The organism is Candidatus Methylopumilus turicensis (genome assembly GCF_000953015.1).
GTDB lineage: Bacteria > Pseudomonadota > Gammaproteobacteria > Burkholderiales > Methylophilaceae > Methylopumilus_A > Methylopumilus_A turicensis.
Genome location: NZ_LN794158.1, coordinates 1,072,345 through 1,094,111, shown reverse-complemented (window position 1 = coordinate 1,094,111; position 21,767 = coordinate 1,072,345). Strand labels below are relative to the sequence as shown.

The 21,767-nt window shown below is 45.9% G+C and carries 23 protein-coding genes; 16 read left to right on the top strand and 7 right to left on the bottom strand.

Annotation, left to right across the window (positions count from 1 at the left end; all coding sequences use genetic code 11):
• Nucleotides 1–58: 58 nt before the first annotated feature.
• A complete protein-coding gene (locus BN1209_RS08880; protein WP_052661100.1) occupies nt 59–1,003 on the bottom strand; it encodes a GGDEF domain-containing protein in 945 nt (314 codons plus the stop codon).
• 60 nt (nt 1,004–1,063) lie between these two features.
• Nucleotides 1,064–2,074, bottom strand: coding sequence for an HD-GYP domain-containing protein (locus BN1209_RS05555; protein WP_045751313.1), 1,011 nt, complete (start codon nt 2,072–2,074; stop codon nt 1,064–1,066).
• A gap of 307 nt (nt 2,075–2,381) precedes the next feature.
• Here BN1209_RS05555 and BN1209_RS09025 point away from each other — a divergent pair, with 307 nt between their 5' ends.
• From BN1209_RS09025 to BN1209_RS05510, 10 genes are all read left to right on the top strand, one after another.
• A complete protein-coding gene (locus BN1209_RS09025; RefSeq protein ID WP_082048403.1) occupies nt 2,382–2,558 on the top strand; it encodes a Flp family type IVb pilin in 177 nt (58 codons plus the stop codon).
• Nucleotides 2,559–2,650: 92 nt separating this feature from the next.
• Complete coding sequence (gene cpaB / locus BN1209_RS05550) at nt 2,651–3,499, top strand: Flp pilus assembly protein CpaB (protein ID WP_045751312.1); 849 nt, start codon at nt 2,651–2,653, stop codon at nt 3,497–3,499.
• Nucleotides 3,496–4,866, top strand: a complete 1,371-nt coding sequence (locus tag BN1209_RS05545) for a type II and III secretion system protein family protein (protein ID WP_045751311.1) — start codon at nt 3,496–3,498, stop codon at nt 4,864–4,866. The genes cpaB and BN1209_RS05545 overlap by 4 nt, the downstream gene beginning before the upstream one ends.
• On the top strand, nt 4,850–5,155 hold the full coding sequence (locus BN1209_RS05540; protein ID WP_045751310.1) for a hypothetical protein: 306 nt from the start codon (nt 4,850–4,852) through the stop codon (nt 5,153–5,155). The genes BN1209_RS05545 and BN1209_RS05540 overlap by 17 nt, the downstream gene beginning before the upstream one ends.
• Nucleotides 5,156–5,157: 2 nt before the next feature.
• Entirely contained in the window at nt 5,158–6,312 is a 1,155-nt protein-coding gene (locus BN1209_RS05535) for a CpaE/TadZ family protein (protein WP_045751309.1), read from the top strand.
• Entirely contained in the window at nt 6,288–7,712 is a 1,425-nt protein-coding gene (locus BN1209_RS05530; RefSeq protein ID WP_082048402.1) for a TadA family conjugal transfer-associated ATPase, read from the top strand. The genes BN1209_RS05535 and BN1209_RS05530 overlap by 25 nt, the downstream gene beginning before the upstream one ends.
• Complete coding sequence (locus BN1209_RS05525) at nt 7,712–8,701, top strand: type II secretion system F family protein (RefSeq protein WP_052661099.1); 990 nt, start codon at nt 7,712–7,714, stop codon at nt 8,699–8,701. The genes BN1209_RS05530 and BN1209_RS05525 overlap by 1 nt, the downstream gene beginning before the upstream one ends.
• A gap of 2 nt (nt 8,702–8,703) precedes the next feature.
• Nucleotides 8,704–9,636 (top strand): type II secretion system F family protein, encoded by a 933-nt coding sequence (locus BN1209_RS05520; protein WP_045751308.1) that lies wholly within the window; start codon nt 8,704–8,706, stop codon nt 9,634–9,636.
• Entirely contained in the window at nt 9,636–10,070 is a 435-nt protein-coding gene (locus BN1209_RS05515; RefSeq protein ID WP_045751307.1) for a TadE family protein, read from the top strand. Before BN1209_RS05520 ends, BN1209_RS05515 begins: the two co-directional genes overlap by 1 nt.
• The gene (locus BN1209_RS05510; protein ID WP_045751306.1) at nt 10,067–11,125 is read left to right on the top strand and encodes a pilus assembly protein TadG-related protein; all 1,059 of its coding nucleotides are present in this window, start codon (nt 10,067–10,069) and stop codon (nt 11,123–11,125) included. The genes BN1209_RS05515 and BN1209_RS05510 overlap by 4 nt, the downstream gene beginning before the upstream one ends.
• Before the next feature lie 25 nt (nt 11,126–11,150).
• Here BN1209_RS05510 and BN1209_RS05505 read toward each other — a convergent pair whose 3' ends face one another.
• Entirely contained in the window at nt 11,151–11,519 is a 369-nt protein-coding gene (locus tag BN1209_RS05505; protein WP_144402546.1) for a hypothetical protein, read from the bottom strand.
• 134 nt (nt 11,520–11,653) lie between these two features.
• On the opposite strand from BN1209_RS05505, the gene mutS reads away from it, so the two are divergent.
• Complete coding sequence (gene mutS / locus BN1209_RS05500) at nt 11,654–14,203, top strand: DNA mismatch repair protein MutS (RefSeq protein ID WP_045751304.1); 2,550 nt, start codon at nt 11,654–11,656, stop codon at nt 14,201–14,203.
• A gap of 7 nt (nt 14,204–14,210) precedes the next feature.
• Nucleotides 14,211–14,987, top strand: coding sequence for a hypothetical protein (locus BN1209_RS05495; protein ID WP_045751303.1), 777 nt, complete (start codon nt 14,211–14,213; stop codon nt 14,985–14,987).
• Nucleotides 14,988–15,090: 103 nt separating this feature from the next.
• Here BN1209_RS05495 and BN1209_RS05490 read toward each other — a convergent pair whose 3' ends face one another.
• On the bottom strand, nt 15,091–15,570 hold the full coding sequence (locus BN1209_RS05490) for an FKBP-type peptidyl-prolyl cis-trans isomerase (RefSeq protein WP_045751302.1): 480 nt from the start codon (nt 15,568–15,570) through the stop codon (nt 15,091–15,093).
• A 106-nt stretch (nt 15,571–15,676) separates the two neighbouring features.
• On the opposite strand from BN1209_RS05490, the gene BN1209_RS05485 reads away from it, so the two are divergent.
• A complete protein-coding gene (locus BN1209_RS05485; protein ID WP_045751988.1) occupies nt 15,677–16,837 on the top strand; it encodes a cupin domain-containing protein in 1,161 nt (386 codons plus the stop codon).
• 191 nt (nt 16,838–17,028) lie between these two features.
• Nucleotides 17,029–17,223 carry a hypothetical protein gene (locus tag BN1209_RS05480; RefSeq protein WP_045751301.1) on the top strand — a complete coding sequence of 65 codons (195 nt, stop codon included), beginning with the start codon at nt 17,029–17,031 and terminating at the stop codon, nt 17,221–17,223.
• Between the two features lie 138 nt (nt 17,224–17,361).
• Here the strand turns inward: BN1209_RS05480 and BN1209_RS05475 are convergent, their stop codons facing one another.
• The 3 genes from BN1209_RS05475 to dapA form a co-directional block, all read right to left on the bottom strand.
• The gene (locus tag BN1209_RS05475; RefSeq protein ID WP_045751300.1) at nt 17,362–18,129 is read right to left on the bottom strand and encodes an MBL fold metallo-hydrolase; all 768 of its coding nucleotides are present in this window, start codon (nt 18,127–18,129) and stop codon (nt 17,362–17,364) included.
• Nucleotides 18,130–18,194: 65 nt separating this feature from the next.
• A complete protein-coding gene (gene bamC, locus BN1209_RS05470) occupies nt 18,195–19,421 on the bottom strand; it encodes an outer membrane protein assembly factor BamC (protein ID WP_045751299.1) in 1,227 nt (408 codons plus the stop codon).
• Nucleotides 19,422–19,444: 23 nt separating this feature from the next.
• On the bottom strand, nt 19,445–20,326 hold the full coding sequence (dapA, locus tag BN1209_RS05465) for a 4-hydroxy-tetrahydrodipicolinate synthase (RefSeq protein ID WP_045751298.1): 882 nt from the start codon (nt 20,324–20,326) through the stop codon (nt 19,445–19,447).
• 278 nt (nt 20,327–20,604) lie between these two features.
• On the opposite strand from dapA, the gene rsxA reads away from it, so the two are divergent.
• Together rsxA and rsxB are read left to right on the top strand one after the other, a co-directional pair.
• Nucleotides 20,605–21,183, top strand: coding sequence for an electron transport complex subunit RsxA (gene rsxA, locus BN1209_RS05460; RefSeq protein WP_045751297.1), 579 nt, complete (start codon nt 20,605–20,607; stop codon nt 21,181–21,183).
• A complete protein-coding gene (gene rsxB / locus BN1209_RS05455; RefSeq protein ID WP_045751296.1) occupies nt 21,183–21,767 on the top strand; it encodes an electron transport complex subunit RsxB in 585 nt (194 codons plus the stop codon). The genes rsxA and rsxB overlap by 1 nt, the downstream gene beginning before the upstream one ends.

Here is a 21,767-nt window from a genome sequence, read left to right as displayed (position 1 = left end):
GGGCCTTCATGGCTCTGGCTTTCATGGCCTAAGCCTTCATTGATGCATCACTTGATTGCTATTTAGAAAGCGTGGCCTCGGCCGCATTTGCCTCAGCCGCCATTATCTCAGTCGCATTTGCTTTAGCCGCAACGATAGTTTGATCAACGGGCACTTTTGTTGAGAGATGGCACCGATTACGGCCATGTTTTTTGGCGTAATACATGGCCTCATCGGCGAGTTCTAAATAGCTTTCCAACACTTCGGAGGGGCTGCCTGATGGGGTTGTGGATAGCGGCTTTATTTTTTCGTCGTCCGGGGCGATTAATACGACCCCGATGCTGACGGTAATATTAATGGTTTTGCCGCAATGCTCGTAACAATGAAAATGACTGAGATCCTTTCTCAGTCTTTCTGCAACCTCTAAGGCCGCGAATTGGTTGATTTCAGGTAAGACGACTAAAAACTCCTCCCCACCAATTCGGCCGATAAAATCAATGGCTCTAATTTTCGCTTGGAAGAAGCGCACCATACCCTTTAACACCTCATCGCCAATATGATGGCCAAAGCGGTCATTGATGTGCTTGAAGTGGTCAATATCAATGCTCAGTAAGGCGATGGGTCGTTTGGTTCTCGCGCTTCTCGCAATCTCAAGCTCTGTTCTTTCAAAGGTCTCCATCCGGCTTAATGCAGAGGTGAGGTAATCTGTTTTAGTCATGCTGATGAGTTTTTTATTGAGATAAATCTCGTTAATGAGCACTTTATTGAGTCCCCAAACCCCAAGAAAAAGAAATAAAGAAATGGGGAAGGAAAGCAGCGCGTCGATTAAATTAAATTGTCCGGTATTGATGGTGGCGATGATAGGGGAGATGCGTCTACCCAGCATGAGGGTTAAGCCGATGGCCAGTAAGAACCAGCCCGTTCGAAAATCCCGCGCACGATTGACCAAAGAGATGGCGATGAATACCGCCCCCAGTTGTGCCATAAGAGAGACGCAATAAAAAGCGAGCGCGAGATGTTTCATGCTGGATTCATCCTACTTTTTTTACATGCTTAAATTAAAGGGTTCAATTAAATGCTTAAATTAAATAATGGCATTCGAAAAACTATAATTTTTCTTCTTAAATAGCGTTAGGCAAACATCCACAATGGCAGGGTCAAATAAGGTGCCACTGCCTGTTTCAATTTCTCGCAATGCTTTTTCGATGCCAGTCGATTTGCGATAGGGGCGGTCGCTAGACATGGCTTCTACTGTGTCGGCCACTGCGATAATGCGCGCCTCTTGAATAATGTCATCGCCTGATAAGCCTTTGGGGTAGCCGCTGCCGTCGAGTCTTTCGTGGTGCTGATGGACAGCCATCGCTAATGGCCATGGAAAGTGAATGTGCTTCACAATTTCAAAACCTGCTTGCGCATGACTGCGCACCATGGCGAGTTCGAAGTTGGTGAGCGGCGTGGGTTTGGTGAGGATTTCCGCAGGGATGCCAATTTTGCCAATATCATGGACCATAGACGCCATGCGTATGCCTTCTACCGTGTGCAGTGGCAGTTCCATTTCATTGGCAATCGCCACCGCCAAGTCTGCCACGCGGCTTTGGTGCTCTGCTGTGTAAGGATCTTTAAATTCAACCATGGCGATGAGCGTTCGAATCATCTCGCGCATACTCACGTTGGTTAAGGTTTGGTACTCCAGCATGAGGACTTCAATTTTTTTGCGGTCTGAAATGTCACGGATATTGCACTGAATGACCCGGTCGCCATTGACCCCGTAAGCATTGCTAATGAACTCAACATCAATGACTTCGCCGTTCTTTTTTTGCATCGGCAAATCTTCATAGCGTATATAGGTTTTATCTTTGAGCACCGCGAAGGCTTTGATTGCGGCGGTTTTATCAATAATCGCGCCTAGTTCCCAAAGCTGTTTGCCAATAATTTCATCACGGTCATAACCCAGCAAGGCGGTCAGAAATGGATTCACGTCCATCACTTTTCCGCTCTTAAAGTCCAGGATCAAAATGCCATCTTGCGCACTTTCAAACAGGCGACGATAGCGAAGCTCAGAAGCTTCAATGTGTTTTGTTGTTTGATCAGTCATGGCAATTCGATCTCTTTTTTAAGCATAATTGTTGATCAAGTAGCGCTTTAATGATAATGAAGTAGTTAAAAAAACCTCATGAATTCAATAGATAAAATGCTAGAAAATCAATGATTCATTAATAACAATTATTTGTAATTTAATTGTAAAAAGATATTTGTTTTTTTGAAGTATAAGGCGTAATCTATAGTAGAAATAATATATTTATAACAAAATATTAATTATTTTAAGTAGCTTCTGTATTTATATGTTTTTTGTATAAATAGTAATTTTTAAAATTTTTAATGAATTTAAAGGGGATACAAACATGTTCAACAATAAAAAATCTTTCCAAAAATCCCAATCTGGCGTAACGATGATTGAGTACGCATTGATTGCCGCATTGGTCGCAATCGCAGCCATCTTAGCGTTAACTGGTTTAGGCACAGATATCGCGGCGAAATTTACAGCGATTGGCTCATCTATTTCAGGTGCTGGTAATTAATTCATAGGGCCTTATCTGATAGGCCTTACTTTGGCTTCATGGCGTTCTGATTGAATGCCATGAACCATCCTTAACATTGATAGGGGTTTAATTTGAAACCTTCTCTACTCATTGGTATTTCGCTCATTCTTGGCGCGATTGCCGCATTTTTTGTGGCACACCTTTCCCGAAGTCCTGTGTTGGCCAATGGCCCCAAAGTCGTGATTGCGGCCAGCACCATTCAAGCTGGGACTGAAATTGCTGACAATCAACTTAGCGTGCTGAACTGGCCAAGCCCTTCAACACCGCAGGGTGTGTTTGCGGAGGCTAAGCCATTAAGCCATCGCTTTGCGCGACAAACCATTCAGGCGGGTGAACTGGTCCTGGAATCTAAGCTCGCGCCGATTGATTCTAAAGGCGGGCTCGCTTCCATGATTTCGGCCGGAAAGCGTGCCATTTCCGTACGGGTGAATGATGTCGTCGGTGTCGCTGGTTTTGCCTTACCTGGCAATTATGTTGATGTGTTGGTGAGTGCGAAAGATAGTGAAAACCGCCCGTTTTCTAAAATTGTGTTAAACCGTGTCAAGGTATTAGCGGTTGCGCAAGACACCACAGCAGACCCCACCAAGCCCAAAGTAGTGACGGCGGTGACCTTGGAGCTGACGCCTGCGGAATCCGAACAACTAGATTTGGCGCGTAGCATTGGTGCGCTGTCTTTAGTGTTGCGTAATGAAATCGATGCGGGTTTAAGTAGTTCAAATGGCGCGCGTTTGGTAGATTTAACGCATCAAGGATTGGTGATTGAATCCAATCCGATGCCAGCTGCAGTGGATGCCACTTTAGCGAAAAAACCAGACTCTACTCAGCCAAAAGCTAAAAATCTTAAGAAATTTTCAGCGCCCCCTAAACAAGAGACTGTGCAAGAAATTAGGGGTATTAAAGAAACTGGAGGCGCTCAATGATGAATCTCATTCATTTTAATAAAGCTTGTCGAATGATGGTGGTGGGTTGGTTCGCAGCCTTTGTACTAACAAGTGCTGCTGAGCCGGCTGAAGATGTGCTGGATGGCGCATCGGTTGCCACGTTTGTAGGTAAAACTAAAATCATCCGCTTGAGTTCCCCGGTGACACGTGTGGCCATTGGTGATCCGGATATTGCCGATTTTAAAGTGGTGTCACCCTCTGAGGTTTACGTGTTGGGTAAAGCGGTTGGTACTACGAGTTTGATGTTGTGGCAAAAGAACGGCAAAACCACCACGATTGATACCACTGTTGGGATTGATCTTGCCCCTTTAGCTAAAACGCTAGCCAAGCAATTGCCGAACGAAAAAGACATTGTCTTGAGTTCTGCTTCTGGCTCTGTGGTGCTTAGTGGTGCAATTTCTGACTCTGTGGCAGCAGATGTGGCAACGAGTTTGGCAGAAGCACATGTACGCAACTTAAATCGCTATCTCACCGGTGGGTTCAGAAACGGTGCCACTTCAACGGTGATGCCCAACGCGGAAAGAGCGATGGTGCAGGTGATTAACTTGATGAAAGTACGCGATCCACAACAAGTGATGCTTGAGGTGCGTGTGGCTGAAATCTCTAAGAAGCTGCTAGATAGACTAGGCGTTGGCATCGGGCAAAGCTCTGGCGATGTGCGCTGGAATGTGGTGTCTAATTTTGCCCCGATTAACGGTGCTCAGCAGTTAACAGGTGGCCTAGGTCTTTTTCAGAATTCAGGCACTAAGCTGAATATTGATGCAGAGCGGTCGGATACGCTGGTGAAAATTTTGGCCGAGCCAAATATTGTTGCGAGTAGTGGTCAAGAAGGTAGTTTCTTGGCGGGCGGTCGTATCTTTATTCCAGTGCCGCAATCAGCCAATAGTAATGCTGTGACTTTAGTCGAGCGTGAATATGGCGTGGGGCTTAAGTTTATTCCAACGGTGCTTGATGGTGGTCGTATCAACTTGAAAGTGTCGCCAGAAGTTTCTGAGTTATCCAACGTCACGATTACCGCGGGGGGTACGCAATATCCCACGTTTACCACGCGAAGTGTTTCAACCACAGTGCAACTTAAAAATGGCGAGCATTTGGTGATTGGTGGTTTGATGCGCAATAACATCAGTCAAAACGTCAAAGCATTTCCGGTGTTAGGTCAGTTGCCAATATTGGGGGTGCTGTTTCGCAGTACGGAATTTATTTCGGACAAAACGGAGTTGGTGATTATTGTGAGCCCAAGTTTGGTTAAAGGCACGACAACCACCCCGCAAGCCCCGACTGATCAATTTGTACCGCCAAGTCGCACAGATTTGTTTATAGGAGGCAAACTTGAAGGCAATCAATAAAATAATGACACAGGTGCGTATCGTTACCGCTTGTGCGACCGTTTGTCTAGTGTTCACCGCCTGTGCAAACAAGCCGTTGTTAGAGACGACCACGCCAGTGTTGGATAAGCATTTTGGTGAAAGTCTCAAGGCGAGTAAAGATGCGCAAAAAATCGCAATAGAGCCTTCAGAGGTGAATACCACGCATGGGTCGAAAGAGCTTGAGCTTTCTTTTGATAACTACGTTAAAGGTAAAGCGCCAGCGAGCCCTGCATTGAAACCGCCGGTCTCTTCTACAGGAGCAAATTAAATATGAAGATTGTTTTCTTTAGCCCTGAAAGATTTCAATTCGCTGAGCCTAAAGCGATATCGACTGATGTGTTGGTTAAGCTCAACGGTGCTTATGATCAGTTAACGCAATTGGTGATGGGCCATCATCCAGATGTGCTCTTGATTGGTGGGTTTGAGCCCAGTGATGAACTTTTGAAGCATGTGAAGTCTTTGGTCGATGCGTTGCCAGATAGTGTAGTGGCCATTTGCGCACCTGATGCTGACTCACACTTTTTATTAGAAGCCATGCGTGCCGGTGTGCGTGAGGTTTTTTCAGCGTGTAGCGCTGAAGAAATTACATCGGTGATTGCACGAGCAAAGCTGCATCTGAAATCTACGCCTTCTGATAACGGCGTGCGCCATGGTCAGAAGCTCGGATTTATCTCTGCAAAAGGCGGAGATGGTGGTACCTGTGTGGTGGCGAATATTGCAAGTGCTTTGGCTAAAGACCAAAAAAATCGCATTTTAGTGCTTGACCTTTCGCTGAGTTATGGCGATGTTGAAATCTATTTGACCAATAAAACGGTCACCAATAACTTAATGAACTTTACCAGCTCTGTGGAGCGGCTTGACGCCACCCTGCTTGATTTAATGGTGCATCACATTTCAGATAATTTGCATTTGATTCCATCGCCTTCGACGCTAGAAGATGTGTTGCGCGTTAAAAGTGAAGAAGTTGAAAAGCTGATTGATATTCTTGCTGTGCACTATGACTATGTGTTGATTGATATCGGCACAGGGATTGACCCCATTTCAGTGCGCATTTGGGATAAGTTGGATCGTCTAATCTTAACTTCAACCATGACGATTCCTTCTGCGCGTCGCTCTTCACAGGTGTTGCATTTGTGGAAGAACATGGGACTTTCAGCCAGTAAGCTTTATGTGTTGATCAGTCGATGTGGCGGGCCGACAGACTTGAGCTTGCAAGATTATGAACATGCGATAGGCCGAAAAGTGTGGCACGTGGTTTATCGCGAGTTTACTGGTATTCAAGAGTCTTTATTGCGCGGCATCCCTGTTATTGATTTAAAGCCCAATTCAAAATTTACTGATTCAATCTTAGAGATTGTCTCGGACCTCAACGGCAAGCCGATTAAAAGGAAGTTCTCGTTATGGGCTTACTTAGGGATCAAATAGGTCAGTGGAGTTACGGCGACCCCAAGCCTTATACCAAGGTTGGTGCTGCGATCATAGGGGATGATAAGTCCCAGCTTGAATCGCACAGCCATATGATGTCTTCAGCGGCACCCTCGAACAAAAGAATGCAGCCAAGCTTTTATGTAGCCAAAGTGAAGCTGCATCAAAGTTTGCTCTCTCGTATGGATTTGGCGGCTGCCGAAACGATGCCTAGCGAGCAGCTCAGTCATGTGCTGCATGGCCTTATTAACAAGCTGATTGATGAGCAATCTTTACCCGTTAACAATGACGAGCGTCATCAACTCATCGCGGATCTACAAAATGAGATTCTGGGGCTTGGCCCGCTGGAGCCATTGTTAGCTGATCCCTCCATTACTGAGATTCTGGTGAACCGTTACGATACCGTGTTTGTCGAGCGTAAAGGCCGCTTGGAGCAGGTGCCCATTCAGTTTAACGATGATGAGCATTTGCTCAGAATTATCGACAAAATTGTGTCACGCGTTGGGCGGCGTATTGATGAATCTAGTCCGATGGCGGATGCCCGCTTACCGGATGGCTCACGTGTGAATGCGATTATCCCGCCGATATCCTTAGATGGTCCAACCTTGTCGATTCGTCGTTTTTCGGTGGTGCCTTTACGAATTGAAGACTTAATTCAAAAACAAGCCTTAACCAAAGGCATGGCGGAGTTTTTAGCGGCGATGGTGGCCGCTAAAACCAGTATCTTGATTTCAGGCGGCACGGGCTCTGGTAAAACCACCTTGCTGAATATTTTGTCCTGCTTTATTCCTGAAGGTGAACGCATTATCACCATTGAAGACACCGCTGAATTGCAACTGCAACAGTCGCATGTGGTGCGACTAGAAACGCGTCCTCAAAATATTGAAGGGAAAGGCGAGGTACCCATGCGTGCTTTGGTACGTAACTCTCTGCGTATGCGCCCAGATCGCATCGTCTTGGGTGAGGTACGTGGGGGTGAGGTGATTGATATGTTGCAAGCCATGAACACTGGCCATGAAGGTTCGCTCACCACGATCCATGCCAATACCTCGCGCGACGCACTAAGCCGTTTAGAGAATCTGGTGAGTATGGGCGGGGTCAATATGCTCGCCAAGACGCTGCGTCAGCAAATTAGCTCAGCGATCCATATTGTGATTCAAATGGCACGCTTGACCGACGGTAGCCGCAAAATCACCAGCATTCAGGAAATCACAGGCATGGAAGGGGATGTGATTGTCATGCAAGAAATCTTTACTTACGAGCGAACAGGCACCGGTAACAATGGCCTGGTGTTGGGTAACTTTATGGCCACCGGCGTTCGTCCGCATGTGGCCGACAGAATTAAAACGTGGGGAATTCAGTTGAGTGACGATTTGTTTCAGCCAGGGGTCATTGAGTAATGATGCCGCTTTGGTTAATTGAATTTTTACCACTGCTTGCATTATGCATGCTGATGGTTGCTGTGCTTTTGGTGTTGTCGTTTTGGTCGCGTCACTATAGCAGTCATGCCAAAGCGCGCAATAAGCGATTAGGTGATATTGTGAACATGCGGAGTTCAATGTCGGATGAGGAGTTGATTAGATCGGCTTCTTCGGATGATGCGAGATGGCCTATCGGCACTAACATCAGCCTCTCTACTGAGTTAGAGGAAATGTTGAAGCTGATGCTTATTCGCGCAGACGTTGAAATGAGCGCGGTGCGTTTGGTGACCATTGCTCTTTCAATTGCAGTGTTCAGCTTTTTAATCTTGTTATTAGTCGCGCATTTAAGTGCATTGACCTTGCTTTTGGTGAGTCTCTTGTTGAGTGCACTTCCATTTTTTTACATCATGCACTTGCAAGCAAAGCGTAGCGCGAAAATTGAAAAACAATTACCTGAGGCACTCGATTTTATTTGCCGCTCTTTAAGAGCAGGGCATGCACTTTCAGTGACATTTGGTATTGTTGGGGATGAGTTACCGCAACCGATTGCCAAAGAATTTAAGACGGTGTTTGAAGAAATTAACTTTGGTTTGCCATTTAATGAAGCTATGACGAATTTTGCGGTGAGAACCAACAGTAATGACATTAACTTTTTAGTGGTCGGACTTTTAATCCAACGCGAAGCGGGCGGCAACTTAATTGAATTGCTAGAGAATTTATCTAAAACGATTCGTGATCGCATGATTTTGAGCGGAAAAATTAGAGTGTTGGCTTCTGAAGGAAAATATTCAGGTATTTTGCTGAGTGTGTTGCCTTTTGTACTGGGCGGCATTTTGACGGCAATGAACCCCAAGTACATGTCTTTGCTTTGGACTTCTGAGGCAGGGCAGCGGCTTGTGATGACAAGTATCGCCATGATTATTGTCGGTGCGTTGTGGATGTGGAAAATTTCAAGGATTAAGGTGTAAGCATGCATGTCGACTACCTCATGTTTTATGCACTGATTGTGGTGACTTTTGTTGCGGTGGTCACTTTTGTCTTGGGCATACGTGCTTTTTTTGATCAGCGTTTTGTTGGTAAGCGCCTCAATCAAGTGTTAGAACAGATGCAGCTCGATGCATTTGCAAGTAATAATAAAATGCTTGGGCGCCGCTGGAATGCGATTTTAGACTCTTTATCCAAGATGTCTTTGCCTAAAGAAGGATGGCAAGATTCCCATATTCATCTGAAATTTTTGCGCGCGGGTATTCGTGGTGCAATGGCCCCCCGAATTTACTTTGCGCTCAAATCGGTGCTCACTTTGGGTGTGCCTATTTTAATCGGATTGTTTTTTTGGCCTTACGGTCATTCATTAGGGTTTGCTAAATTTAGTTTGATTTTGCTTGCGCTAGCGAGCCTGGGCTATTACTTACCTGAAATCTATTTAGATTCACGCACTAAAAGGCGTATGAAAGATTGTCAGCAAGGCTTGCCAGATTTAATTGACTTGTTGGTCATTTGTACCGAGTCTGGATTGGGTTTGGATGCCGCGCTTAATCGCGTTTCAAAAGAAATTGTCCGCACCAACCCCTATCTTGCAGAAGAGCTTTATTTAACGAATTTAGAAATTCGTGCGGGCTCAGGTCGTAATGCGGCACTTAAAGGCTTGGCTTTGCGCGTTAACTCAGACTCAGTGCATAACTTGGTCTCGATGCTCGTACAAGCAGATCGCTTTGGTACCAGCGTTTCTGATTCGCTTCGGGTGCAGGCGGGGCTAATGCGTATTCAACGCATGCAAGTGGCAGAAGAAATCGCCTCTAAAATCCCCGTCAAAATGTTAGTGCCGATGATTTTTTGTATTTTCCCATCGCTGCTGATTGTGATTATTGGCCCAGCGATTATCCAATTGAGGACATTGTTTTGATGCGTAAATTGGCTTTAATGGCGGCGAAGAAAAAAGGCATGAATGGCGGTGCCCTAGTTGAGTTTGCTCTGGTGTTGCCTTTGCTATTGACGCTGGTGTTCGGCATTGTGGAGTTTAGCGTCGTGCTTTATGACAAAGCTGTCATGACCAATGCAAGCCGTGAGGCCGCAAGAGCAGGCGTGATTTTCAGAACGCCGGCTTTAACGGATGCTGAGATTATGGCTGTCGCGACTAATGCTTGTGCAAATCATTTGATTAGTTTTGGCAATGCCACACCGACGGTTACATTAAGCAGGACTGGCGGCTCAACCGCTGGGAATCCACTCACAGTGACGGTGAGTTATCCTTTTACGGGTTTAATGTTGGGTAATTTAATTGGGCCCTTGTTTGGGAGTAATGCCATTACCGCCACGACCACAATGGTGTATGAATGATGCCGATACTTAAATGTTTTAACAAAACAAAACAACAAGGCAATGTGCTGATATTAATCGCGTTGATGTTGCCAGTGTTGCTATCGTTTGTGGCCTTAGCCATCGATATTGGGCGGATTTATGTTGTGAAAAACGAATTGCAAAATGCAGCAGATGCGGCCGCTTTGCGCGGGGCAGCGGTGCTACCAAAACCTGATGCGGCTTTTCCTACTGCTAACTATGCGCACCCTAATTGGGTCTATGCGCAAGCGCAGGCGCAAAGTGCTGTGGGGTTAAATCAGGCGGCTAATCGCAATTTGAGTGATGCTTTGGTTGAAGTGGGTTATTGGAATGTGCATCAAACACCAGAGGGCGTGCAGGCCATCAGCATTACCCCAACGTTGTTTGATAAGCCAGCTGTGCGGGTTACCATTAGGCTGGCGACCGGTCACAACGGTGGGGCGTTAAATTTATTTTTTGCCCCTATTTTTGGTGAAAGTTTTCAAGAAGTCTCTGCGACTTCCTTGGCTTTAATCGCCGCGCCAGCGCAAGTTTCGCCAGGCGCTTTATTCCCCACCGCGATGGCAAGCTGTTTGTTCACGTATTATTGGGATGCGGCAGCAGGCAAGCCTAAGATTGATCCTGCCACGGGTAAGCCCTATGTTTTTAAGATTGGGTCGGCTTATCATTACCCGCCTTGTGCTTCTGGTGAGTGGACGACATTTGGCGTGGATGCGAACAATGTGGGTGCAATTCGTGATTTGATTCAAAATGGGAATCCGGGGCCATTAAGCATCGGACAAAATGTATGGGTGCAAACGGGGTCTAAAACTGCGCTATATGCGGATGTGATTTTCCCTAAGGATGTGTTGGTCGCTGTTGTGGCGAATGTGGACACACACAGCTTTCAGCCGATTGTTGCCTTCGCGCCATTTCATATTACAAACTCCGTAGGGGGCGCTAGTAAGTATGTTGAGGGCTATTTTATCGATGATTACAAAGGTTCGTTGACCGATATTGGCGACGGTAGCGGCGTGGATTATGGGGCTTATACGCCACCTATTTTGGCGCAGTAGATTATCGATTGATTTAAATTCAACGCTATTTTGAGATTTGATAGCGTTCACACATGCCAATAAATTCAATCTTTACGTGCGGTTTGCCATGCTTGAATATTTCATAAGTATCGACTGTGTAACCCGTTAACTTATCAATTTTTAAGGTGCGGTTAAATTTTTTGCTGCTGCATTGAATGGTTCTTGGGTCGATGTCACATTTAATCTTATCGGTATAAAACTCGGTTTCATTTCCAATAATTGCGTAAGTTTTTGAGTCGGTTTCTTCCACATGGGGGCCATCGCCAAGCGTGCGCGTGGTATCGCCATCGCAATAGTAATGAATGTCCTCAGCCATCGCGCAGGGGTTGATGCCCAATAGCAGGACGATCAGCGGCAGCGATAATTTCATCATTCGGTTTGGTTTGGGAGTCGATTCAAACATATTGCATAGCATCTTACGATAAAATGTGTGCTTTAAGCATACCTGCTCACAAGCGACCTTAATTATTTTACGCAGGTCGCGCAATTGAAACGATAACGGATCACATGATCTCTGAAAAAGACAATCTCACCCCATTTATGCGGCAGTACCTGGCAGTCAAAGCCCAGCATCCCGACATGTTGGTGTTTTATCGCATGGGTGATTTTTACGAATTGTTTTTTGAAGACGCCGAAAAAGCAGCGCGATTATTAGGCATTACCCTTACTAAGCGCGGTACGCACAATGGTGAGCCCATTAAAATGGCAGGGGTGCCATATCATGCCGCCGAGCAGTATTTAGCTAAACTCACCAAAATGGGCGAGGCGGTGGCCATTTGCGAGCAAATTGGCGATCCGGCTAAAAGTAAAGGCATTGTGGATCGGCAAGTGGTGCGTATCCTGACGCCAGGCACGCTCACAGATAGTGCCTTACTAGACGATACAAAAGACAACTGGTTATTAGCGCTTTGTTTTGGCGAAGGCTTGGTTGGCTTGGCACGTATTAACTTGGCTTCGGGGGATTTAATCTTGAGCGAGATTGCGCCAGGCTTATTAGCGCAAGAACTCGATCGCATCGCGCCAGCCGAGTTGCTGTTTGCAGATAATGTGAGTCATATTGCGGTTCAAAATGCGGCTTGTTCTAAAAAACGATTTAGCGCTTGGCAGTTTGATTTAGATTCAGCCAAAACGCTCCTCACCAAACAATTGAATACCCATGATTTAGATGGCTACGGTTGTGCCGATTTAAGCTTGGCAATTGCCGCGGCAGGCGCTTTGCTGGATTATGTGAAGCATACCCAACGCACCACCTTGCCGCACATTAATGGTTTAAGCGTTGAGCAGTCTAGTCAGTTTGTGCAATTAGATGGCGCAACGCGTCGAAACCTAGAAATTGACCAAACCATTCGTGGCGAAGCATCACCAACGCTGTATTCACTTCTTAACACCACAAAAACAGCCATGGGCGCACGTTTGCTGCGTTATTGGTTGCATCATCCATTACGTGATTTAAATACGGTTTCAGCCCGTCACGATGCAGTTTCAGCATTGATGCAAGCAGATGAAACAACGATACGCGATGCCTTGCGCAATATTGGCGATATTGAGCGGATTAGCACCCGCGTGGCACTCAGAACAGCGCGTCCAAGAGACTTATCAGCACTGCGTGACAGCTTGGCGCAGTTGCCAGCCTTGCAAGCTGCGTTGAGTAAGGTAGAGGCTGACGTGGTCAAGCAGATTGCTCAGGATTTAAGCGTGCCGCAAGGCGCATTCAATCTGCTTGTGCAGGCCATTCAGCCAGAGCCTTCAAGCGTGCTGAGAGAAGGGGGCGTGATTGCCGATGGCTATGATGCAGAGCTAGATGAGCTTCGCGGCATGCAGGCGAATTGCGGTGAGTTTTTGCTAAAGTATGAAGCAGAAGAGCGCGAGCGCAGTGGGCTTGCGAATTTGAAAGTGGAATACAACAGCGTGCATGGTTTTTATATTGAGATTAGCCGCGCACAAGCTGAAAATGCGCCCGCTGAATATCGTCGTCGCCAAACGCTTAAAAACGCTGAGCGTTTTATTACCCCAGAATTAAAAGCCTTTGAGGACAAAGTACTCTCAGCCAACGATCGTGCTTTAGCGCGCGAAAAAATGTTATATGAACTGGTGCTCGACCAATTAGCGCCAGAGATTAATGCCCTGCAAGCCAATGCGGTGGCGGTTGCGCAGCTTGATGTCTTAAGTACATTTGCAGAGCGGGCACGTTCGCTTAACTACGTGGCGCCGGAATTTGTGACGGAAGATGGCATCCATATTGTGGGCGGCCGCCACCCTGTGGTGGAACAGATTGCCCAGCCATTTATTGCTAACGATGTGGCGCTTTCACCTTATCGCCAATTGCTACTGATTACTGGCCCGAATATGGGCGGTAAATCCACCTTTATGCGCCAAACAGCGTTGATTGTGTTGCTCGCGCATTGTGGCTGTTTTGTGCCCGCGCAGTCTGCAAAAATTGGCAAGATTGATCGCATCTTTACCCGTATTGGCGCTTCTGATGACTTAGCGGGTGGTCGTTCAACCTTTATGGTGGAGATGACAGAAACCGCGAATATTTTGAATAACGCAACAGCCAATAGCTTGGTCTTGCTCGATGAAATTGGGCGCGGCACATCCACTTTTGATGGTTTAAGTTTAGCTTGGGCGTGTGCGAAACAATTGCTTGAAAAAAATCGTAGCTACACACTGTTTGCGACGCATTACTTTGAGCTGACCAGATTAGTGGAAGAGTTTAAACAAGTGGCAAACGTCCATTTGGATGCGGCGGAACACGGCAATGGGATTGTGTTTTTACATCGAGTACAAGAGGGCGCTGCGAATCAAAGTTATGGCTTGCAAGTGGCTGTACTGGCGGGTATTCCCAAAAGTGTGGTGGCGTCAGCCAAGCGTAAACTGATTCAACTTGAAAAGCAGAACGTGGCCTCAGGCCCACAGGCGGATATGTTTGTGACAGAGGAAGCGCCCGAAGCCCCGATACACCCTGTGGTGGGTGAGCTTGAGCTGGTTGATCCTGATGACTTAACCCCCAAGCAAGCTTTAGAGGCTTTATATCGCCTTAAAGCCTTACTCAGCTAATTGCATCATGGTTAAGCTGCTTACGAAGCCTCAATGTGAATCTTTGAATATTGTGTTGGTGCTAGGAAGTGCGCCAGATGCAGTGCGCGTGAAGGCCTTAGATCTATCGAATATTCGCTCGGTCGTAGCGATTAATAATGCGTGGCATTTACTAAGTGATTGGGATTATTTAATTCATCCTGAGGATTTTCCATTAGAAAAGCGACCGACTAGTCAGCAACAATCGCAAACAATCGTCACGGCTCAGCAATATGTTGATATTCAAAATCAATATGGCGGATTTGTTTATGCGGGTGGCACCATGGCATTCACCGCGGCTTATTGGGCCTTGGGAGCCTTGCGACCAGATGTGATGCTCTTTTTAGGCTGTGACATGGTGTATGAGAATGATGGTCAGGCGAGTCATTTTTATGGGCAAGGCAATGCAGACCCACTGCGTGATGATGTGACGCTTCAATCGCTGGAGGCTAAAGCGAGTCGTTTAAATTATTTTGCCGCGATGCAATCGTGCCTGTGTTTGAATTTATCGGAGCAGCCAAGCTCACGTTTGGTGTTCCCTAGGGTAAATGCGGGTGCTTTGGCAGCCCTGAGTAGGGATGATCATCAAGCCCATTTGAAAAAAATCACAGCGGCGCACCAAGTCGTACAAGCGCAGGCTTGTTTGGCTAAGGAGCGTGCCGCGAATTATTACTTCAGCAGTGGACGCTATTGGGAACATTTGAACGAGATTGATGGCGATGACCTAAAAACGATTGATGCAAAGTGGCTTGCTTGGATGATTTAGCCAGCCTGATGCGTTAAAAAAGCCCCCAAGATTTTTTCAACACCTTGGGGGCTTTTTTTTGAGATCGCGTTAACTGCTTACTCAATATAAACGCTGTAAACGCTTAGTGGTGGTGACCGCCAGCGCCATGCACGTGGCCATGCGCCACTTCTTCTTCGACCGCTGAACGCACGCCAGTCACGGTTGCTTTGAATAGCACACGTTCGCCTGCCCAAGGATGGTTGCCATCTACAACGACTTTGCCGTCATCAATGTTAGTCACGGTGTATAAAATGACATCGCCAGTTTCGTCTTCACCTTCAAATTGCATGCCGACTTTTAAGTCTTTGCTTGGAAACGCTGCGATCGGTTCCATTTGCACCAATGTCTCATCGTATTCACCAAACGCATCTGCTGGCTCAAGTGTGATTTCAACAGAATCACCAATCGCTTTGCCGTGAAGCTCTTCTTCAACGCGTGGGAAAATGTTGTCATAACCACCGTGTAAGTAGCTAACAGGCTCTGCGCTTGATTCAAGCACAGTGCCTTCGCTGTCGCGGAGTTCATAAGTCATGGATACTACGGTGTTCATGGCGATTTGCATGATGGTTGCTTTCAAATGAAAAAATAATAGAAAAGAATATTAGATAAATTTAGGTGAAATTTTACCTGATTTATTCTTAGATATCGCAATGCGCTATCATAGAAGCATGAAAAAAAATTCAAATAGTCATTCAGCGCCGCTGACTTTGCTTGGTGGCATCAGTGCCGAAACCTTTCTTAAAGAGTATTGGCACAAAAAACCTTTATTGATTCGTGGCGCGATGCCAGATTTTGAGGGATTTTTAACGCCGAATGAGTTGGCAGGCTTGGCGTGTGAAGAAGATGTGCAGTCGCGCTTGATTTCATATGTCAAAAAAGTGTGGAAATTAGAGCAAGGCCCTTTTGCTGAGAAGCGTTTTGCCAAGTTGCCTGACCGAGATTGGACCTTGCTGGTGCAAAGTGTGAATCACCATATGCAAGAGGCGAATGATTTGTTGCAGCAATTTAACTTTATTCCACAAGCGCGACTAGATGATTTAATGGTGAGTTATGCGCCTGACGGCGGCGGCGTGGGGCCGCATTTTGATTCTTACGATGTATTTTTATTGCAGGGGTGTGGGCAACGCATTTGGCATATTAGCGAGCAAGAAGATTTGACCTTGGTTGAAGGCGCGCCGCTGCGTATTTTAAAGCACTTCAATACAGAGCAGACTTTTACGCTCTCTGCTGGCGACATGCTTTACTTACCGCCACAAGTGGCGCATTGGGGGATTGCGGTTGGCGATTGCATGACTTATTCCATTGGTTTTAGAGCGCCTACTGCTCAGGAGCTTGCTGGAAAGTTTTTAGACTATCTGCATGAGCGTCGCAGATTGTCAGGGAGATATGCTGATCCAGAGTTGGCTCCTCAGGCTAATTCTGCAGTCATTGGCCAAGCGATGGTGGCGCAGGTTTCATCCATATTAGACGGTCTTAAATGGGGTGATGAGGATGTCGCAGATTTTTTGGGGCAGTATTTAACCGAGCCAAAGTCACATGTGGTGTTTGACTCTCCCAAACAGATTTCCCAGCAGGCCTTTGAAAAGCGCATGAAAAGCCAGGGCATACAATTGAGCTTCAAAAGCCAATTGTTGATTGCAAACCATGTGTACTATTTAAATGGTGAAGCAATCACCATAGAGGCCGACGCGGAGAACTTGCTGGCGCAGTTATCAAACACGCGTAAGTTAACCCCTCAAGAGATGGCGGAGGCGACAAATTTAGGAGATGCATTCATAGCCGAAATGCATGCATGGTATTTGGCAGGCTGTATTATATTTCTGCAATAATTCTTAAAATCGTCATTAAACTAAACTGCAACAAAAGATATTTTGCAGAAATATGACATTTGCGCAATTAAAACGTGATTAATTGTTAAAAAAGTAGTGTTTTTTTTAAGGGATGCTGTTAAAATTTTCTCACTCGGTGCTTTGATGTGCCGTAATGGTTTATCTTTTTATATATGTTAAGGGAATTTAAAATGACACGTTCTGCTATCCTTGCTGCTTTGTTAGCTCTTGCTTTAACTGCTTGTGGTCAAAAAGAAGAAGCTGCTCCTGCTGTTGATGCTGCTCCAGCTGCTGAAGCTGCTCCAGCTGATGCTGCTCCTGCTGCTCCTGCTGCTGACGCTGCTGCTGCTCCTGCAGAAGCTGCTCCAGCTGCTGAAGCTAAGTAATTTAGCTAGAGTCTAAATGTTAGTTTACTAACTTTAACTCATCAAAAAAGCCGACTTTTAGTCGGCTTTTTTGTTTCTGTCGTTTGTGAATATTTGGCCTAAGAATTAAAAAAATAAAATATTGACTGCATTAGTCAATTAAATTTCTCGCCAATCAAATCCCTTGTCTTGTTCGGCAATGCCAATCCAATTTTTTTCGCAGTTGAGTGCATTGCTTAAAGCACTGATCGCAAGTGCTGGTGTGTTATTTTTTTCGCTTAAATGTGCGGCAATGATGTGTTTTAGATGATGGTTGTCTAGTTTGCTCAGAATGTTTGCAGCACTTATATTATCAAGATGGCCTAGACGACCGCTGACTCGTTGTTTAAGTGACATCGGATAAATGCCATTCATCAGCATTTCAAGATCGTGATTACACTCGAGCATTAAAGCATGGCAACCACTCAGCATATTTTGAATGTGGGGGGTTGAGCACCCTGTGTCTGTGAGAACCCCAAGTTTTTTGTCGCCATTTGAAAATACATACTGCACTGGTTCGCGGGCGTCGTGTGGAACAGGGTAGGGGCTGACTTCTAACTCATGGATATTAAAACGGCTGTGACTATCAATGATGTTGAGTTGAATCGGCTCAGCAGGCAGGATTTTTTCGATCATTTTGAAGGTGCCGTGCGTTAGCCAAACGGGAATGCGATATTTGCGGGCTAGCTTGAAAACGCCACCAGCATGATCTTCGTGTTCGTGGGTAATCAGAATGCCAGTCAGTTGATCTGGCGTGATGTTGATGCGAGCAAGGCGCTGTTCGGCATCTCGCAAGCCAAAACCACAATCCAGCAACAGCCTAGTTGAACCTTGTTCAATTAATAGGCCATTGCCAGCGCTACCACTGCCGATTGAGGAAAACCTCATGGATGCTGGTTTGCGTTATTTTAATTGCTCATAAAGTAGATTGATAATACGTTGGCTGTGCTGATTTATTTATTGCCTTCTTTATCAACAATCGTGACTTTAGAGCCTGTTTCGCCATTTTCTTCAACTTTTACACGGTATTGTTTTGATGGGTCAACCGTTGTTTTCTCAGCTGGTTTCCAGAACTTAAGCTTTTCTGTCAGTGAAGAATCTTCTTTTTTAGTCTCAATGACGGGTTCAGGTTTCTTCTCTTCTTTTTTGTCATCACCCCAGAACTTCAGATTATCGAGTAAGCCTTTTTTGTCTTTAGGTGACATATCGATGTCAACGTCGGTATATCGAACAAAATAAACACCATTAGCGCGGTTCTTATCTTCGACGACAAAGCCTACCCGATCTAATGCTAGGCCAACACGTCTCCAAGCACGATCAAATCCATCATTCACGGCTAAAGTCAGTGTTCCGTCAGTGGCCTTGTTTAATGAAGCGCGAAGTTGAGTGGTGCTTGTTGCCATAATACTACGAGACTTTTGATCTTCTACGCCAAGTCTTACCATTAAGCGGCGAAGCAATTCAGCGTCCAGGTCCTCGGCATCAGCACGTTCTTTTTCTGCAATCGTTCTGGCTTGGTTTTGTGGCGCATAACCGGTGTCAAATTCACCCAGTCTGTTGCGTACTTTGACTTTGCCATCATCAGGGGTGTCCGAAACTGAACGATGACTCATGTAAATTTCGGTGGTTTCCGCATTTTCGCCACGATCAAGGCGCGTGCGGAATTTTTGACGATTAGCTAATGTATTTAATCTATCTAACCAGCCTTGGAATTTGTCTAGGTAGTTGCCTTTGTCATCTTTGGTTAAGCTGCTTGGGTCAACCCATTCAGTTTCCATGACGCCAGTATCTGAATTTTCAACACGAACTGCAAAACCAAGTTCTGCCCAAAACTCACGGATAACCGGCCATATTTTTTCTGGCGGGGCTTGAACAACTAGCCAGCGTTGTGAACCTGCACGCTCAAGACGAACGCTGTCAGGCGTCGGTAGAATTTTTTCTTTTTCAGCAGGGGTGTCTTGTCCTTGGCTAAACTCGGAATAAGTGGTTGATCCGCCCGGCACCGTGTAAGTGTCGTTGGATGAAATAGAAGTTAAATCAGGCGGGACTTCTAACGGCCTTGCTCTTCCAGCGCCTTTGTAGTCAGGGGTGTTGTTCATGAAAGGAATGGAGTCGCAACCAGTCACTGCTAACCCTAATAGGCTAGCGAGGATGAATGGTTTGATTTTATTTTTATTCATGCAAGGTCTCTTAAAGTAATGCATTATTTTGGTGAAATACGCGCATTTTTCATCGCATTGAGTAGCGATTGATGATTGGATGCTGAAAGTGGTACGAGTGGCAGACGAATGCCGGTGTTGATGAGGCCCATCTGATTAAGTACCCATTTCACAGGAATAGGGTTGGCTTCAACGAATAATTTTTGGTGAAGTGCAAATAGTTGTGCATTGATCGCACAGGCCTCTGCCGTTTTTCCGGACATCGCAGCCATGCACATTTCGTGCATGAGTTTTGGTGCAACATTGGCGGTCACAGAAATCACGCCTTTGCCACCAATCAACATCAGTGCCATGCCAGTTGCATCATCGCCACTGTAAATCGCAAAATCTTTGGGTGCACGGATAATGAGGTCTGTGGCGCGTTCAATACTTCCTGTTGCGTCTTTGATGCCAACAATGTTTTTAATCTCGGCGAGGCGCAATGTAGTTTCGTTGCTTAAATCTACCCCTGTTCGGCCAGGAACGTTATAAAGAATTTGGGGGATATTAACCGCCTCAGCCACTGCTTTGTAATGCTGGTAAAGACCTTCTTGTGTTGGCTTGTTGTAGTAAGGTGCGACTAATAAACAAGCGTCTGCACCAAGGTCTTTCGCGGCTTGGGTCAGTTCAATCGCTTCCCGGGTAGCGTTCGCGCCGGTGCCCGCAATTACAGGGATGCGGCCTGCAACATAATTAACGGTAGTTTTGATGAGTTCGCGATGTTCATCGTAATCTACCGTTGGCGATTCACCTGTTGTACCAACGATTACGATGCCATCTGTGCCTGCATCAATGTGAAAATCAATGAGGTGATGAAGTGAGGGAATATCAAGACTACCGTCCGCAAGCATGGGGGTTACGATAGCGACAAAACTGCCTTGCAGCATGATTGAACCTGACAAATTAATAAAATCACTTTATTTTAACTTAAAGTAGCTTAACTCGAATACGTTTTATTGATGATATTGCATGATATTGGTTGAATTATTCGCTTAATTGCTAGTCCTTATAAGCTAATAAGCAAATGCGATTTGAAAGTGTTAGGTTTGGCTTTAATATAACGCACTCAATACTGCGCAATACCCGCGCCCCTCTTAACGTTGGGGTGCAAACGCTGTATAATTAACGGTCTTTTCATCCACAACTTAAATGCTAAGCTGAGGTTATGGTTCAAAACTATATTTTGTTATTCATTGGCGCAGCACTTGTGAATAACATCGTGCTGGTCAAAATTTTAGGCTTATGTCCTTTCATGGGCGTCTCCAAAAAACTCGAAGCTTCTGTTGCGATGGCAATGGCGACCGCATTTGTGCTGACCATAGGTTCAGGCACGAGTTACTTTATTAGCGAATATTTGCTAGGAACAGATCTTTTTTACTTAAGGACTGTTTCATTTATTGTGGTGATTGCCGGGGTCGTGCAATTTACAGAAATGTGGATGGAGAAAAACTCACCAGTGCTTTATCAGGTGTTGGGTATTTACTTGCCGCTGATTACTACGAATTGCGCAGTGCTTGGTATTCCTTTGCTTAATGTTCAGCACAAGCATAATTTGTTTGAGTCATTAATATTCGGTTTTGGCGGGGCGGTTGGATTTTCGTTGGTGCTTATCTTGTTTGCCTCTATGCGTGAGCGTTTGGAAGCAGCGGATGTGCCAGCAGTATTCCAAGGGGCAGCGATTGCCATGGTCACGGGCGGCTTAATGAGTCTTGCCTTTATGGGTTTTGCGGGCTTGGTACGTTAATGTTAACAGCCGTTTATGTCATGTTGTTTTTGGCCTTATTGCTCGGTGTTTTGCTGGGTTATTCGGCGCTTAAATTCAAAGTTGATGGCGATCCTTTGGTGGCGCGTATTGATGCAATCTTGCCTCAAACACAGTGCGGCCAATGCGGATTCCCCGGTTGTAAGCCATACGCCACAGCGATTGCGGCGGGAGAGGCAGACATCAATCAGTGTCCGCCAGGTGGCGATGCTGGGGCGCGTGCGTTAGCCGATTTAATGGGGGTTGAGTACAAACCACTGAATGCGGAACATGGTTTGCCAAAACCAAAATCCGTCGCGCTGATCGATGAGGCGACTTGTATTGGATGTACGCTTTGCATTCAAGCCTGCCCGGTTGACGCTATTTTGGGTGCTGCCAAGCACATGCATACGATTATTGCCTCAGAGTGCACGGGCTGCGAGCTTTGCCTCGCGCCTTGTCCTGTAGATTGCATCACCATGGAGCCGATTGCTGAGTCCCCTGATAATTGGAAATGGCGTTATCCAGTGTTTGAGATTAAGCCTGCTAGTTCAGCCAGCAACCCACAAACTGGTATGAGGCATTAG

Coding starts and splice junctions, on each gene's coding strand:
- BN1209_RS05545 (WP_045751311.1), top strand. CDS start 3,496: ATGATGAATCTCATTCATTTTAATAAAGCTTGTCGAATGATGGTGGTG.
- BN1209_RS05505 (WP_144402546.1), bottom strand. CDS start 11,519: ATGATGAAATTATCGCTGCCGCTGATCGTCCTGCTATTGGGCATCAAC.
- BN1209_RS05520 (WP_045751308.1), top strand. CDS start 8,704: ATGCATGTCGACTACCTCATGTTTTATGCACTGATTGTGGTGACTTTT.
- rsxA (WP_045751297.1), top strand. CDS start 20,605: ATGGTTCAAAACTATATTTTGTTATTCATTGGCGCAGCACTTGTGAAT.
- BN1209_RS05535 (WP_045751309.1), top strand. CDS start 5,158: ATGAAGATTGTTTTCTTTAGCCCTGAAAGATTTCAATTCGCTGAGCCT.
- BN1209_RS05525 (WP_052661099.1), top strand. CDS start 7,712: ATGATGCCGCTTTGGTTAATTGAATTTTTACCACTGCTTGCATTATGC.
- mutS (WP_045751304.1), top strand. CDS start 11,654: ATGATCTCTGAAAAAGACAATCTCACCCCATTTATGCGGCAGTACCTG.
- BN1209_RS08880 (WP_052661100.1), bottom strand. CDS start 1,003: ATGAAACATCTCGCGCTCGCTTTTTATTGCGTCTCTCTTATGGCACAA.
- BN1209_RS05510 (WP_045751306.1), top strand. CDS start 10,067: ATGATGCCGATACTTAAATGTTTTAACAAAACAAAACAACAAGGCAAT.
- bamC (WP_045751299.1), bottom strand. CDS start 19,421: ATGAATAAAAATAAAATCAAACCATTCATCCTCGCTAGCCTATTAGGG.
- BN1209_RS05515 (WP_045751307.1), top strand. CDS start 9,636: ATGCGTAAATTGGCTTTAATGGCGGCGAAGAAAAAAGGCATGAATGGC.
- BN1209_RS05485 (WP_045751988.1), top strand. CDS start 15,677: ATGAAAAAAAATTCAAATAGTCATTCAGCGCCGCTGACTTTGCTTGGT.
- BN1209_RS05530 (WP_082048402.1), top strand. CDS start 6,288: ATGGGCTTACTTAGGGATCAAATAGGTCAGTGGAGTTACGGCGACCCC.
- BN1209_RS09025 (WP_082048403.1), top strand. CDS start 2,382: ATGTTCAACAATAAAAAATCTTTCCAAAAATCCCAATCTGGCGTAACG.
- BN1209_RS05475 (WP_045751300.1), bottom strand. CDS start 18,129: ATGAGGTTTTCCTCAATCGGCAGTGGTAGCGCTGGCAATGGCCTATTA.
- dapA (WP_045751298.1), bottom strand. CDS start 20,326: ATGCTGCAAGGCAGTTTTGTCGCTATCGTAACCCCCATGCTTGCGGAC.
- BN1209_RS05555 (WP_045751313.1), bottom strand. CDS start 2,074: ATGACTGATCAAACAACAAAACACATTGAAGCTTCTGAGCTTCGCTAT.
- rsxB (WP_045751296.1), top strand. CDS start 21,183: ATGTTAACAGCCGTTTATGTCATGTTGTTTTTGGCCTTATTGCTCGGT.
- BN1209_RS05495 (WP_045751303.1), top strand. CDS start 14,211: ATGGTTAAGCTGCTTACGAAGCCTCAATGTGAATCTTTGAATATTGTG.
- BN1209_RS05480 (WP_045751301.1), top strand. CDS start 17,029: ATGACACGTTCTGCTATCCTTGCTGCTTTGTTAGCTCTTGCTTTAACT.
- BN1209_RS05490 (WP_045751302.1), bottom strand. CDS start 15,570: ATGCAAATCGCCATGAACACCGTAGTATCCATGACTTATGAACTCCGC.